Annotated in this window: 15 protein-coding genes; 9 read left to right on the top strand and 6 right to left on the bottom strand. The window is 73.6% G+C overall.

Annotated features, from left to right (window positions below):
• Positions 1–92: 92 nt before the first annotated feature.
• Positions 93–611, bottom strand: coding sequence for a hypothetical protein (locus tag WDV06_RS05725; protein WP_395508529.1), 519 nt, complete (start codon positions 609–611; stop codon positions 93–95).
• 210 nt (positions 612–821) lie between these two features.
• Here WDV06_RS05725 and WDV06_RS05720 point away from each other — a divergent pair, with 210 nt between their 5' ends.
• The gene (locus WDV06_RS05720; RefSeq protein WP_395508528.1) at positions 822–1583 is read left to right on the top strand and encodes a 2OG-Fe dioxygenase family protein; all 762 of its coding nucleotides are present in this window, start codon (positions 822–824) and stop codon (positions 1581–1583) included.
• On the opposite strand, the gene WDV06_RS05715 is transcribed toward WDV06_RS05720, so the two are convergent.
• The 3 genes from WDV06_RS05715 to WDV06_RS05705 are packed head-to-tail and all read right to left on the bottom strand — an operon-like array spanning position 1561 to position 4073.
• Positions 1561–2709 carry a carboxylate-amine ligase gene (locus tag WDV06_RS05715; RefSeq protein ID WP_395508527.1) on the bottom strand — a complete coding sequence of 383 codons (1149 nt, stop codon included), beginning with the start codon at positions 2707–2709 and terminating at the stop codon, positions 1561–1563. The genes WDV06_RS05720 and WDV06_RS05715 overlap by 23 nt on opposite strands.
• 36 nt (positions 2710–2745) lie before the next feature.
• The gene (locus WDV06_RS05710) at positions 2746–3615 is read right to left on the bottom strand and encodes an NAD(P)H-binding protein (protein WP_395508526.1); all 870 of its coding nucleotides are present in this window, start codon (positions 3613–3615) and stop codon (positions 2746–2748) included.
• Positions 3612–4073 carry a nuclear transport factor 2 family protein gene (locus tag WDV06_RS05705; RefSeq protein ID WP_395508525.1) on the bottom strand — a complete coding sequence of 154 codons (462 nt, stop codon included), beginning with the start codon at positions 4071–4073 and terminating at the stop codon, positions 3612–3614. Before WDV06_RS05705 ends, WDV06_RS05710 begins: the two co-directional genes overlap by 4 nt.
• A gap of 99 nt (positions 4074–4172) precedes the next feature.
• Here WDV06_RS05705 and WDV06_RS05700 point away from each other — a divergent pair, with 99 nt between their 5' ends.
• Complete coding sequence (locus WDV06_RS05700) at positions 4173–4754, top strand: TetR/AcrR family transcriptional regulator (protein ID WP_395508524.1); 582 nt, start codon at positions 4173–4175, stop codon at positions 4752–4754.
• A 56-nt stretch (positions 4755–4810) separates the two neighbouring features.
• Positions 4811–5464: a DUF7691 family protein gene (locus tag WDV06_RS05695; RefSeq protein ID WP_395508523.1), complete on the top strand. Its 654-nt coding sequence runs from the start codon at positions 4811–4813 to the stop codon at positions 5462–5464.
• Between the two features lie 87 nt (positions 5465–5551).
• Here the strand turns inward: WDV06_RS05695 and WDV06_RS05690 are convergent, their stop codons facing one another.
• The gene (locus WDV06_RS05690; RefSeq protein ID WP_395508522.1) at positions 5552–6916 is read right to left on the bottom strand and encodes a glycosyl hydrolase family 28-related protein; all 1365 of its coding nucleotides are present in this window, start codon (positions 6914–6916) and stop codon (positions 5552–5554) included.
• Between the two features lie 150 nt (positions 6917–7066).
• Here WDV06_RS05690 and WDV06_RS05685 point away from each other — a divergent pair, with 150 nt between their 5' ends.
• The 4 genes from WDV06_RS05685 to WDV06_RS05670 all read left to right on the top strand — a co-directional run bounded on the left by WDV06_RS05685 (position 7067) and on the right by WDV06_RS05670 (position 11318).
• Complete coding sequence (locus WDV06_RS05685) at positions 7067–7906, top strand: class II glutamine amidotransferase (protein WP_395508521.1); 840 nt, start codon at positions 7067–7069, stop codon at positions 7904–7906.
• A 121-nt stretch (positions 7907–8027) separates the two neighbouring features.
• Positions 8028–8903: a methyltransferase domain-containing protein gene (locus tag WDV06_RS05680; RefSeq protein WP_395508520.1), complete on the top strand. Its 876-nt coding sequence runs from the start codon at positions 8028–8030 to the stop codon at positions 8901–8903.
• A 125-nt stretch (positions 8904–9028) separates the two neighbouring features.
• Entirely contained in the window at positions 9029–10345 is a 1317-nt protein-coding gene (locus WDV06_RS05675; RefSeq protein ID WP_395508519.1) for a DUF4241 domain-containing protein, read from the top strand.
• Between the two features lie 76 nt (positions 10346–10421).
• On the top strand, positions 10422–11318 hold the full coding sequence (locus WDV06_RS05670; RefSeq protein WP_395508518.1) for a CDP-diacylglycerol diphosphatase: 897 nt from the start codon (positions 10422–10424) through the stop codon (positions 11316–11318).
• Positions 11319–11342: 24 nt separating this feature from the next.
• Here the strand turns inward: WDV06_RS05670 and WDV06_RS05665 are convergent, their stop codons facing one another.
• Entirely contained in the window at positions 11343–11717 is a 375-nt protein-coding gene (locus tag WDV06_RS05665) for a DUF6086 family protein (RefSeq protein WP_395508517.1), read from the bottom strand.
• Between the two features lie 113 nt (positions 11718–11830).
• On the opposite strand from WDV06_RS05665, the gene WDV06_RS05660 reads away from it, so the two are divergent.
• Together WDV06_RS05660 and WDV06_RS05655 are read left to right on the top strand one after the other, a co-directional pair.
• Positions 11831–12370: an ArsR/SmtB family transcription factor gene (locus WDV06_RS05660; RefSeq protein WP_395508516.1), complete on the top strand. Its 540-nt coding sequence runs from the start codon at positions 11831–11833 to the stop codon at positions 12368–12370.
• Positions 12367–13680, top strand: coding sequence for an MFS transporter (locus WDV06_RS05655; protein WP_395508515.1), 1314 nt, complete (start codon positions 12367–12369; stop codon positions 13678–13680). The genes WDV06_RS05660 and WDV06_RS05655 overlap by 4 nt, the downstream gene beginning before the upstream one ends.
• Positions 13681–13688: the final 8 nt, after the last annotated feature.

Here is a 13688-nt window from a genome sequence, read left to right as displayed (position 1 = left end):
GGGCCTTGCCGCAAGCCCCCCAGTGCGCTATAGCTTGGAAGTGGCAGGGAGAGCGCTCTCCCTGCCTTTTGCATGTGCGCACCGACGGCCCCCTACCGCGGAGCGGCGTTCTCGGTCTCCGGCAGCGCCAGCAGTTCCAGCAACGGCGCCCGGTGGAGGGCGGCGACCGGTTCCAGCAGGTCGGGGTGGCGCAGCAAGGGCGCGGCGGCGTGTTCGTGCCCGCCGGGGCGGGTGAGACGGGTGACCTCGCCGACCCGGCCCCGGCCGGCGAGGCGGTGGGCGTCGGCGGCGAGGGCGGGGGCCGCGAGGAGGCAGGCGGCCCAGCTGACGACGGTCTCGTCCACCCAGGACCGCCACCCGGCCTCGTCATCGGAGTCGTCCCGGTGATCGGCGCCCGTCAGCCAGTCGAGCCGCGCGCTCCCGCCCGGACCGAGGAGGCGCACGAGTTCCGCGTCGAGCGGCGTCGGGTACCGCAGGGCCGCGGCGAGGGCGACGGCCTGCCGGGCCTGGGCCTCGGCCAGGGCCCGGTTGAACGCGCCCGCGGAGGGCGGGAAGGCGGTCAGCAGCCAGCGCGCGCCGGCGGCTGTGAGGGGTGCGAGATCGGCGGACACGGCGGCTTCCTCGGTGGCGTGCTCGCCCCGGCCCGTGCCGGGTCCGCGAGCTGCGGGGCGAAGCCGCGCTGCTCCGCTCGTGGACGACCAGCGTAGCCGGGGGCGACCGGCGTGCGGCATGACGCACGTCACCGGCCGTGCGGTCATCCGCTCGGAGGCGTGGTCGGCCCTGCGGGTGCCGGGCCGCCGGTCAGGGCCGAGCATGGGCACATGGACGAGGAGAACGGCTTCGGGCGGGCGGCGGGCGGGAGCGGCGAGGCGGTGCGCGCGGTCGCGGAAGCACGCCGGATGGTCGCGTCCCGCGGCTGGTACCTGATGCCCCCGGCCGTGCTCTCCCGGTGCCTGGGCGTGGCCCCCGCGGAGTGGGCGCGGCTCGACGGGCACTGGGAGGACCTCGCCGCGGACCCCTACGCGGCCGAGAAGGGGACGAGCCGGCTGCGCCGGTACGGGCAGTTCCTGCTGTCCCGGCAGGCCGGCGGCATCACGCCCCTGCCGCACGGGGTCTTCGTGCAGCCCGACGACAGCAACCCGCTCTACGTGGACGTCGAGCGCCGCTTCGAACCGCTCACCGACGCGTTCCGGGCCGAGCCCGTGCTGGGTGCCCTGATCCGGCTGCTCGGCGACGTCGCCGCGGGGCTGGACGACGCCGACGAGTGGATCGTACGGGTGCACCCGTTCCGCGTCGTCGCCCGGTCCGGCAGCCTGGGGCAGCCCACGCCCGAGGGCCGCCACAAGGACGGTGTCACGCTGGTGTCCTCGCTCCTGGCCGGCCGCCGGAACGTCACCGGGGGCCGCAGCACCGTCTACGACGCCGAAGGCAGGGAGATCGCGGCCACCACCCTCAGCGAGCCGGGAACGCTCCTGCTCAGTGACGACCGCGCGACCTGGCACGCGGTGTCACCCGTCCGGCCCGAGGACCCCGGCGGGCCCGGCCACCGGGACGTCCTGGTCACCACTCTGGCCGCCCGCTGACCCCGCCGCCGCCCGTCCCGCGTGCCGTGGCCGCCACGAGCCGGTCCACCACCGCCGCGGGCCCGGCTCCCGCGGCCGCGCAGGCCCGCTGCCGGGTCGCGCCGTCACCGCGCTCGGCCAGCCGGTCGAACAGGCCGGTGGCCTCGTGCAGGTCCCCGGCCTCCTCCAGCGCGGGGCGTACGAGGTCCACCAGCTCGCCGGCGATGTCCGCGACGGGGCGGGAGCGGCCCGTCGCGGGATGGAAGGCGTCACCGCTCCATCCGTCCCGGGCGGCACGCCAGCAGGCGGCACGCAGCACCTCCGCCTCCCAGCGCGGCCCCGGGTCCCCCGCCCGTCCCCGAGCGGCGGCGGTCCGTACGAGGGCGCGCAGGAGGACGGCGAAGGCGACGGTGTCGTCGAGGTCCTGCAGGACGTCCATCGCCCGCACCTCCAGGGTGGGCAGCCGGGGGTTGGGGCGCAGGTCCCAGAACGGCGTCCGTGCGTCCAGCATCGCCTCGGTGCCGGCGATCGTGACGGCCAGGCGCTCGTGCTCCTGCCACGAGGCGGCGTAGGGCGGGGGACCCAGGCAGGGGAAGCGGTGGCGGATGACCGTGCGCCAGCTGGCGTACCCGGTGTCGAGGCCGCGGTGGTACGGCGAGTTGGCCGTCGCGGCGATCAGCAGGGGCAGCCAGGGGCGCAGGTGGTTGGCCGTCCGCACGGCGAGTTCGCGGTCGGGCAGGTGGACGTGGACGTGCAGGGCGCTGACGGCGAAGTCGTCCATCATGCTGCGGTACTGCAGGCGCCCCGCCCGGTAGCGGGGGTGCTCGGCCACCTGGACCGGCCCGGCCTCCTGGAGCACCGCGGTGCCCGACGCGCACAGGCGGACGCCCTCGGCGCGGGCCGCCGCGACGAGTGCCCCGCGCACCTGCTCCAGCTCCAGGCGCAGCTCGCTCGCGGACCGGCAGGGGCGGGTGCGTCCCTCGACCTGGCAGAGGGCGAACTCCTGTGTCGCCCGGTCCCCCGCGTAGCCCGCGGCGCGGGCGGCCACGGCGGGTCCGGCCGGCACGATCAGGCGGCTGTCCGGGTCGACGAGGAAGAACTCCTCCTCGACCCCGATCGTCGGGACCGTTCCGGCGGGGTCTCTCATTCCTTCAGCATCCCCACTACCGGCGGGTACGACCGGTCAGGGCCGCGACCGGCCCGATTCGCGCCGCATGACGGAACGGAAGTCGCGGGCGGGACGCCCGGTGACCGACCGGACGGTGTCGGTGACCCGGTCCTCGGCCCCCTCGGCGATGGCCTCGTCCATGTCGGCGAGGAGCGTGGCGAACCGTTCGGGCATCAGTGCCGCCAGACGGGACGTCAGCTCTTCGCGGGGCAGCGACCGATGGACCACGGGCCGTCCGGTGACCTCCGCGACGACGGTGGCGACGTCGTCGTAGCCCAGGGCCTCGGGCCCGGTGAGCACGAGGCCGGTGTTGGGAGCACGCAGGCCGGTCAGGGTGCGGACGGCCACGGCCGCGATGTCCTCGGCGTCGACGAAACCGACCCGGCCGGTCCCGGTGGCGGTGCGGATGACCCCTTCGGTACGGATGCTGTGCGCGTGCAGGTGCCTGCCCGTGAAGTTCTGCATGAACCAGGACGGCCGGAGCACCGCCCACTCGTCGAAGATGCCCGGCAGCGCCTCGTGCACCTTTCCCACGGCCGGACCGCCCTGCGGAACGGAGGAGGCGCTCAGCAGCACCGCGCGCCGCACTCCGGCGGCCCGGGCCCGGCGCAGGAAGGGCAGGACGACGGCCGCGGGGTCGGGATCGCCCACGGGCGGGACCACGTACACGCGGTCCGCTCCGGCGAGGGCGGCGTCATGGGTGGCGGCGTCGTACCAGTCGAAGGCGACGGCTTCGGCGCCCGGCACCGGGGTGGCCCTGCGGCTGGCCGCCTTGACCGCGTGGCCGGCGGCCGTCAGCTGCGCGCAGGTGCGGCTGCCGGTGGTGCCGGTGGCACCGGTGACGAGCGTGGTGCCGGTGGCGGGGGTGGGGGCGTGGGCCGTCATCGGCTGCCCCCGGCACCGTCGGCACCGGCACCGGCACCGGCACCGGCCGTCGGCTCAAGGGCGGCGAGCGGGTTCCAGTAGTCGCGGTAGGAGGTGAACCTCCCGTCCTCGACGGTGACCACGGCGATGTACGTCATGTCGAAGGGGCGCCCGGACCTCACCTGCCGGCCCACGCCGCGCATCTCGGCCACGATCGTCCGCGGATCGGCGGTCTCGTGGATCCGCAGGTCGGCCTCGGGGAAGTCGTGGAGATCGATGCGCTCCGGGTAGGGCTCCATGTACGCGGCGACGGCCTTGCGCCCCTCCAGCCGCCGGGGCCATTCCGGGGGCGCGAACGGGAACTCCATCACCCCGTCCCGCGCCCACAGGCCCACCCAGCCCGCGATGTCCTTGTCGAGCAGGAGCCGCAGGCCGTGGCGGTAGAAGTCCGCCGGCGAGATCGACACGGGTACGGACATGGGTATCCTCTCCTCCAGGAAAACGGACCTTGAGTCCGCTTCCAAGAACGATACGGACCCCAGGTCCGTTTTTCAATCCGCCCGATGGGAAGGAACGGCGTGACCGAGCGCAAACCCCGCAAGGACGCGGCCCGCAACCGACAGGCCGTCCTGGAGGCCGCCGACGCCCTCTTCGGTCGTTCCGAGACCCCCGAGGACCTCACGATGGCCGACATCGCGGCAGCGGCCGGCGTCGGCAAGGGCACCCTCTTCCGCGCCTTCGGCGACCGCGCCGGCCTGCTCCGCGCGCTGTACGAGGCCCGGCTGGAACCCGTTCGGGAGGCGGTGGAGACGGGCCCCCCGCCCCTCGGGCCCGCCACCCCGCCACAGGAGCGGGTGCCCGCCCTCCTCGACGCCCTCCTCTGCTTCAAACTCGACAACCGGCGCCTCGCGCTGGCCCTGGAGGAGGCCGGGAGCAGCAGCCCGTACCAGGCCGGCCACTACGACTGGTGGCACGGCGTGCTCCGGTCCGTGCTGGAGCAGGTCCCGGGCCTGACCGACGCCGGCTTCGCCGCGCACGCCCTCCTGGCCGCCACCCGGGCCGACCTCGTCGAGCGCCTGACCGGCCCGGAGGGCCTGCCGCGCGAGCGGCTGCGGGGCCAACTCGCGGAATACGCCGCCAGGGTCGCGACCGCCCGCTGAGGAGGCCGGGGGCACCGGGCGCCGGCGTTGTCAGTGCCCTTTGACAGCATGGCCCCATGAGCAAAGTGGTGAACTACAGCATGGCCAACCGGGGTCGGGTCCTGCGGTTCGTGCCCGCCGAGGACCTGAGCGCCGACGAGTCACGGCGCCTGGACAACATGCGCAGGACGGCGCGGGCGCGTCAGGACGACCTCGATTACCAGGGCGTGGACTGGGGGTTGTCGGTCCCGGACGCCCTGGAGGAGCTGACGGCCGGCCGGGCCGGCTCCTCCGCCGCCTATGCCGGGAGCGCCTACTACGCGGCCCTCCAGATCATCATCGACCACAACGCGAGCGACTCCGACACCCTGGGGAGTTACCGCAGCCCCTTCACCCTCTTCTCGGCCCTGGACGACGCGCTGGGCGCGGTGGGCGTCCCGGCGGACCTGCTGCCCCGCCAGTACGTCTTCAGCGGCCCGCCGTCGGAGATCGGGTTCCACATCCCCCACCCCGTGGACGGTTCCCCGGAGATCGGCTGCTGGCCCCTGGCGAAGGCCGTGCCCGCGGTGGAGGCCTACCGCGCGGTGCTGGACCGGATCGATCCCGATCTCCGGTACGACCTGGAGGAGCTCGTCAAGGCCCTCGACGGCTGGGCCTCGGAGTGGAAGGAGGGACAGGGGGCCTGGTGGTGGGCGGAGGACGGCTCGGTCTTCTTCTCGATCACCGGCTGACCGGTCCGGGCCGAGGACGGCCCGGACCGCGGTCGCGCGCGGCGGGCCGGCTCCGCGACGGGGGCCGGCTCGCCGTGCGCCGGAGGGTCACGCGTTGAGCGTCGACCAGAGCCACTGGCCGCCGACCCGGACGTAGAGCCGCTTGTTCGCGGAGTCCACGGCGAGGGTGCCGTCGAGGGGCTGACGGGTGAAGGAGGCGTCGCTGACCGGGCCGGGCACCAACCGCAGCGGCGGGTTCGGCGCGTTCTTCACCGGAATCGTTCCGGTCGCCTGGGCACCGAGGCTGCCGTAGCTGTTCTCCACCCGGAAGTCGCCGGTCGACGACTGCTCGTAGTAGATGTGCGTGCCGGTCGGCGCGGTGGCGTAGAGCCCGACGACGTTGCGCAGCACGGCGGTGGAGCCCGGCCCGGAGTAGAGCGCGACGCCCGCGTTGACGGTGGCCTTGTCCCGGTTGGCGATGACCACGTTCTCCAGCGCGCTGGCGCTCGCCGCCCAGCTGATGATGTTCCGCGCGGTGGCCGGGGTGCCGGCGGCGAAGTCACCGGCGTAGCAGTAGATGTTGGTGGCGTAGACGTGCCTGCAGCCGGCGTCGGTCTTCAGGTGCGGTCCGCCCTGCATGCGGGAGGTCTCGAACTTGCAGTCGGTGATGTAGACGCCGTTGGGGTTGTTGGTGGTGACGGCACCCTGGCCGATCCACAGCGCGCCGGTGCCGAAGGCCTCCAGGCGGCAGCCGATGAAGTGGATCTGGTTGATGTTGTCCTTGCTGTGGCCCCAGGCGCCCTCGGTGGCCGAGGAGGCGTTGCGCAGCCAGATGTTGGGCTGGGTGGTGCTGGCGGTGGTGCCGGTGCAGTCCTCGATGACCAGGTTGTAGAACCGGGAGTCCCAGAACTCGACGGCGTCTATGCACATGTCCTTGTTCGAGGTCATGAAGACGTCGCGGAAGTAGGAGTTGTTGTTGTAGTAGAGCTCCAGCAGCAGGCCGGTCTTGCCGTTGCCGTTGAAGCCGAGGTTCTCGACGGAACAGTAGCGGCGGTGGGTGGCGCCGGTGGAGTAGGCCGCTCCCGTGCCGGACATCCGGAGCAGGATGCCGTCGCCGCCCTTGACCAGCATGGAGGCCTTCGCCCCGGCGCCGGCCAGGCGGATGCCGTCGGCCTTGACGGCGAGCGCGGGTGCGCCGGCCGCGGGCTTGACGAGGTACTTCCCGACGGGGAAGTACACGGTGCCGCCGCCCGCCGCGGCTGCCGCGTCGAGTGCGCGCTGGACGGCGGCGGTGTCGTCGGCGGAGCCGTCGCCGACCGCGCCGTGGGCCTTGACGTCGAACCAGTCCGGTGTTCCGGCGGCCGTGGTCGCCGCGGCGGCCGTGGCGGTGCCGGATGCCAGCGCGGTCCCGGTGAGCCCGGCCACCGCTCCCGTCAGCAGTGCGCGGCGGGCTGTCTTCCGCTGTTCGGTCACGCTCTCCCCCTTGTGATGATCGGACAACGGGGATGATCTTGCCACTCGGTCCGTGGGCCTGGCGACGACGGGCGACGGGGGCGGCGGGTTGCCATGATGGTGGGGAGGTCACGGCTCGGTGGGTGGCGGCCGCGAAACGAGGTGGTGCGGATGTGCCGGTGGCTCGCCTACTCGGGTTCGCCCGTCTTGCTCGACGCCGTGCTCTACCGTCCGGAGCACTCGCTGATCAACCAGAGCCTCCGGGCGCGGATGGGTGTCGAAGCCACCAATGGCGACGGCTTCGGCGTCGGCTGGTACAGCACGGACGGGGACGGCAGACCGACGGTCTTCCGCGACACCGCGCCGGCCTGGAACAACCGCAACCTGCGGGAGATCGCGGCGCACGTCCGTTCCCCGTTGTTCTTCGCGCACGTGCGCGCCTCCACGGGCTCGGCCGTGCAGCAGACCAACTGCCACCCGTTCCGTCACGGCCGGTGGCTGTGGATGCACAACGGAGCCATCGCGGACTTCCACCGGCTGCAGCGGGACCTGTGCATGGCCGTCGATCCGGTGCTCTTCCCGTGCATGGAAGGGTCCACGGACTCCGAGGTGATGTTCTACCTGGCGGTGACCTTCGGGCTCGACCAGGACGTTCCGGGCGCGGTCGCCAGGATGGCCGGGTTCGTGGAGCGGCTCGGCAAGGAGCACGGCGTGCTGGAGCCGCTCCAGATGACGGTGGCGGTCAGTGACGGGCAGCGGGTCTGGGCGTTCCGGTACTCCAGCTGCGGCGCGTCCCGGTCGCTGTACTACAGCAGCCGCGCGGAGGCCGTCCGCCGCCTGCACCCGGATGTCGACTACCTCCGCGAGATCTCCGACGACACCCGGATCGTGGTGTCCGAGCCGCTCGGGGACCTGCCCGGGATGTGGAACGAGCTCCCCGAGGCGAGCTGCGCGGTCGTCCCGTCCGGACCGGAGCCGGACTACTTCCCCTTCCTGCCCGACCCGGGCTGACGCCGCCCGCCGCCTGACGCCTCACAGCCGGGTCCCCTGGCTGTGAGGCGTCCCGGCCGTGTGAGGCGTTTCTCTCCCGTCGTCGTGGCGCGGGCGGCCCGGGAAGGCCGACGATGGGGGCATGACCTCCTCGCCCCGCCCGCCGCGCACCGGCGGCCGACCGGATCCGGCGGACGCTACCGCCGCGTTCAGGGAAGAGCCGGATCCCTCCCGCGGGTACCTGCTGGACAACGCGCGTGCCGAGGCGGGCGAGCGGTTCGTCTGGCTGGCCGAGCTGTTCGACGGCGTGACGCGCGGGCACTTCGAGCGGCTGGGGGTGAAGGCCGGCTGGCGCTGCTGGGAAGTGGGGGCCGGTGGTCCCGGTATCCCGCAGGCACTCGCGGCGGCCGTCGGTCCGACCGGGCACGTCCTGGCCACGGACATCGACCCGTCGTGGCTGGAGGCGGGCGGCGGGTACGAGGTGCGCCGGCACGACGTGGCCGCTGATCCGCCCCCGGAACCGGGGACGTTCGATCTGGTGCACGCCCGGCTCGTACTGGTCCACGTACCCGACCGGGCGCGCGCGTTGGCCACGATGGCGGCGGCGCTGCGCCCCGGTGGCCTGCTGCTGGTCGAGGACGCGGACACCGCCCTGCAACCGCTGGCCTGCCTGGACGACAGCGGCCCCGCGCAGCGGCGGGCCAACCGGCTGCGCGACGCGGTCCGGGAGCTGCTGGCGCGCCGCGGCGCGGACCTGCGCTACGGCCGGACGCTGCCGCGGGCCCTGCGCGAGGCCGGCTTGGTGGACGTCGCCGCGGCGGGCTCCTTCCCGGTCGGCGGGCCGGCCTGCGACCGGCTGGAGGCGGCGACGATCCGGCACGTGCGCGGCGAACTGCTCGCGGCCGGCCTGACCGACGACGCCGAGGTCGACGCGCACCTGGCCGCCGTCGAGGCGGGCGAACTCGACCTGACCCTCGCACCGCTGATCTCGGCCTGGGGCCGCCGCCCGGCCGAGTAGCCCCCGGCCCCCGGCAACCCCGCGGCGACGACCGCGCCGCCCCCGTCGAGTGGGCCGTTGTCACAGGCGGCGGTTACGTTTCGGCCGAGGGCATGCACGAGGGCGAGCGGGAGCGGGGAGCTGCCATGGTGGTCGAGGTGGGGTACGCACAGGCTTGGGACCCGGAGGCCCGCCTGCCCTGGCGCCCGGTGTCGGTGGGCGAGGCACGGGAGCGGGACGCGGCCGGCCTTCCGTACGTGGTGGTGTACCGGGCGGCGGGCCGGGAGGCACCGCTTGAGGTGCGGCTCGTGTCCTGGCGGGACCACTACGTGGGGCTGTGGGTCTACGACGCCCAGGGTCGCCGCACCCACGAGGTGGACATGCGGCTGCTGGACGACCCGACGCGGCTGCTGCGCCGGCACACCGTCCGCTGGACCTACGCCGGCCCGGAGACGGCGGAACGCGACGAGGCGTGTCCCCGCGTCACCGTGGAGCTCTTCCCGGACGGGAGGGGGCGACGGACGGAGGAACTCCGGGGCAGGGGCGGCGGCGCGTACGTGACCGTGCCCGAGGTCCCCGAGGAGGAGCGCTGGACGGACCGGCCCGCCTTCGGGGAGTGGCCGCTGTTCTCGGCCCGGGTCCACGGGCTCGCGGAACCCCTGCGCTTCGAGACCGCCGGGGCGGACGGCGACGGCAGCGGCCTCGCCCCGGCGACCTGCTGGCGCCCGCCCCGGCCCGCGCGGCCCGGGCCGATCAGCGAGCTGTTCCGGCCCGGCGTGCGCGTGACCGACGGGTACCACCCCGAGATGACGGTCGTGGAGCCGCGTCGGATCGGAACCGTGCGCGTGCCCAGCGGACTGCTGGCCGTCTCCGGCCCGGACAGCGACGACGCCGGGCCGCACATCACGGTCCCCGTCCCGCCGGGGGAGTACGTGCTGGAGGAGGCGCAGGTTCGTCACACCTACCACTGCGAATGGCGGGGGAGCCGGGTCACGCGCACGGACACCACGGCCGTCCGCGTGCGCGTCGCCGACCTCCCCGCCGCGAGCTGGGAGATGGCCTCCCGGCCCGACGACGACCCCCGCCTCCTCCCGGAGGACGGCGTCTTCGGCTTCGACACCGACGGTGCGACGGGATGCTTCGCCGACGCGGGGGCCTGGGAGCAGCTCCTCACGCTCTTCGAGCGAGGTCTGATCCAGGGAGACCCTGCCCTGGGCCCGGACGAGTACGCGGACATCAACGACTCCATGTACCTGCTGCGGACCCGGGACCGGGTGTCCGGCGGCGAACTGGTCGCCTTCGCGACCACGGGTGACGGCACCTGCCCCGTCTGGGTGGGCCGTTCCGAGGCCGGCGAGGTGGTCGGCGTCGTCGTGCTGGTGGCGGGGACGCCCGAGCTGCTCCAGGGCAGCCAACGCCTCCCGGTCACCTGCGTTGGGCCGTTCGGACCGGCTCCGGTGTAAAGAGCCGGAGCCCACGGAACACTGCCAGGCGGCAGCACGCACCCGCCCTGCGGGAGTTCGCGACCGGAGGTCATTCATGCATGAGCACAAGGACGCCGACGGGCTGCCCCGGCGTCGGTTCGTCGCCCTGTCCGGCGCTCTTGGCGCGGCAGCGCTCCTGGCCGGCGCGGGAACGGGCAGGAGTAGGGCCGCGGCGGCCCAGGCCGCGTACAGCGCGCCCTCGACCGATCCGTGCCCCCCAGGCACCCCGCCTCCCGGGACGAGCCCCTGCCCGCCTTCTCAGCTGCAGTCGCTCTGCGGTAGGCCCGGCGACAGCGATCCGGTGTGGAACGACGTCCAACATTGCGTCCGGAACCCGCAGGATCCTCAATGCCTGCACGTCACCTCGGACTACGTGGTGCTCCACGGCAAGCCGGAGAGTCCGCGCAATTTCCTCCTGTCTCCCACGTGCCGCATCACGGGTATCGAATGCCCGTACCTGGAGAGCACCCAGGCGCCCAATTACTGGAGCGACGCGTGGGACAACGCGAGGCCGGGAGGACGTGTCCCCGTGCAATCCGACTTCATCGGACTGGGAATCAACTCGCAGGCCGCCCGCCGGTTCGATCAGCTGCACATTCACATGGCCGGAGTGGAGGACAACACGCAGAAGCAGCTTCAGGACCTCGAAAGGGCACACAGCATCGCGACCAGCGTCGGGGCATGGGCGCAGGCCCAGGTGTCCGTCACAGGGTTCAAGGGGAGACGCACGTACCGGGCACTCCTGCGCCGCAGCCTGGACGAGAACCTCTTCGCCCTGCTGGCTGACCATGTGGTGCATCCACCCCAGACGGGCGGGATGGCGCAGCAGACGCTGATCGTCGTACCGAAGAAGGTGAACAACGCCTATACGGGGGACTTCTACGTCCTCAACAGCGACACGTCGCTCCACGACGGCACGGACACCTGCGACGAATTGCTCGTGTACGCATAGTCCCCCTGACCGTTCGCAAGCGTCTCAGAGCGCCATGGCGCGGCCCAGCTCGCGTGACTTCTGCCGGAGGGCGGCCGCCCAGGCCTCGGCCGGGGCCGCCGGCGGCCATGTCACCTGGACACCTGCCCGGTCCGCCAGGACCAACACCGTGGCGACGAATCCCTCGGACAGGGAGACCACGACGGCGTGCCGCGTGCCCCGGTGCCATGCGAGCAGGGCGTCGACGAAGGCGCTGAACACCAGGGGGTCGATCCGGCACTCGTCAGCCTGCATGGGGCCGATGCCGGACGGGAGACCCAGCTCGGCCTCGTAGAGGCTCACCTGGTTCGTGAAGAGCCGGGAAGCTCCGTTGGACGGGTTCCACAGGGTCCGGTCACCCAACGCGTAGTACTGGCTCAATGCCGCCCCCTCCTGCCGGCCGAACGGGCCGGGTTGTGCGCCCATGACATCACGGGTGGCCAGGTCTCGGGAAACCTCTTGCGGAATGGTCAAGAAACGTTGACCATTGGGCCATGCCAAACGATGATCTTCCCGAGGCGTTTCACGTCACCACGGACGAGCAGCTGCGCGCCGTCTCCAACCTCACCCGTCACCGCATCATGGCCGTGCTCCGCTTCGAGCCGGCGACGATCACTCAGATCGCCGCGCGGGTCGGCCTCGCGAAGGGGAGCTCCAGCTACCACGTGCGGCTGCTGGAGCGGGCCGGCCTGGTGAAGGTGGTGCGGACGCGGAAGGTGCGGGGGGTCAACGAGCGGTACTACGCGATGGCCGCGCGGTCGATCGTGCTGCCCGATCCGGGCGAGGGCGGCCCGGACGTGCTGATGCGGCACGCGGTGGCGGACCTGGAGGCCGCGCCCGCGGACACCGAGCGGCACGTGCGGATGGCGCACCTGCGGCTCACCGACGAGCAGTTCGCGGAGCTCGGGGCGCGGCTGGATGCGCTGGCGGACGAGTACCGGGCACTGTCCGACCCGTCGCTGCCGGACGCGTCGCTCGTCTTCGCACTGTTCCACCCGGGATCGCACGCGCAGGCCGAAGGAGACGTCAAGTGACCACAGGGGTACGGAAACTGCCGGCCGGGTTCGGACGGCTGTGGACCGCGCAGACGGTGTCCTCGCTCGGCGACGGCGTGACGCACGCCGCGCTGCCGCTGCTCGCGCTGACGTTGACGCGGGATCCGCTGGCGCTCGCCGTCGTCACGGCCGCCGGAACGCTGCCGTGGCTGCTCTTCGGGGTGCTCGGGGGTGCGCTGGTGGACCGCTGGGACCGCCGCCGCACGATGTGGGTCGTGGACGCGGCGCGTGCGGTGCTGCTCGCGATACCCGCTGCGGCGGCCGCACTTGACGTGCTGAGCATCGCGCTGCTCGCGGCCGTCGCCTTCCTGCTGGGCCTCGGCGGGCTCTTCTTCGACACGGCCGCCACGGCCTATCTGCCGGACCTGCTCGGCCGCGACCCCGCGCTCCTGGAGCGTGCCAACTCCCGTCTGCGCGGCACGCAGACCGCCGCGTCCGGCTTCGCCGGGCCGCCCGCGGGCAGTGCCCTGCTCGCGCTCGGACGGGCGGTGCCGCTGCTCGCCGACGCGGTCTCCTTCGCGCTCTCCGCGCTGCTCGTACGATCGCTGCCCGCCGCGCCCCGGCCGGTGCCGCAGGCCCGCGAGTCGCTGCTGCGGCAGGCGCGGGCCGGGGCCTCGTACGTCTTCCGCGACCGGTTGCTGCTCGGGCTCGCGCTGCGTCCGGCGGTCGGGAACGTCGCCTTCCTCGCGGTGGAGACCGTACTGGCCCTCTTCGCGCACGACCGGCTCGGGATCGGCAGCTTCGGCTTCGGCCTGCTCCTCACGGCGGAGGCCACCGGCGGTCTGCTCGGCGCGGCCATCGCCTCCTTCCTCGGCCGACGACTCGGCACCGGCACCGCGCTGACCTGCACGGCCGCGGTCGAGGGCCTGGCCGTCCTGGGCCTCGCCGCCGCCCCGAACCCGTACGTCGCCGGTCTCGCGCTCGCCGTCTGCGGGGCGGGCATGGGCGCCACGATGGTGCTCGCGCCCTCCCTCCGGCAGTCGATCGTCCCGCCGCAGCTGATGGGCCGGGTCGCCTCCACCTCCCGCATGCTGGCCATGTGCGCCGCTCCGTTCGGGGCCTTCCTCGGCGGCTGGCTGGCCACCGCCTACGACGTCCGCACCCCGCTCTACGCCGCCGGCGGCCTCCTCCTGGCGATGACGGCGGTCACGGCGACCATGACCGGCAACCGCCGGGTCGAGGCGGCGCTGCGTGCCGCCGCGCCGGCCGACGAGCCCGCCCAGCCCGACCAGCCGGTCCTGCCGGCAGCCCGGGAAGCCGTTCAGGAGCGGGCCGTACAGGGGCAGTAGCCCATCGG

Source organism: Streptomyces racemochromogenes (genome assembly GCF_044129415.1).
GTDB lineage: Bacteria > Actinomycetota > Actinomycetes > Streptomycetales > Streptomycetaceae > Streptomyces > Streptomyces racemochromogenes_A.
Note: the sequence above shows the minus strand (reverse complement) of the source record. Positions and strands in the feature narration are given on the sequence as shown.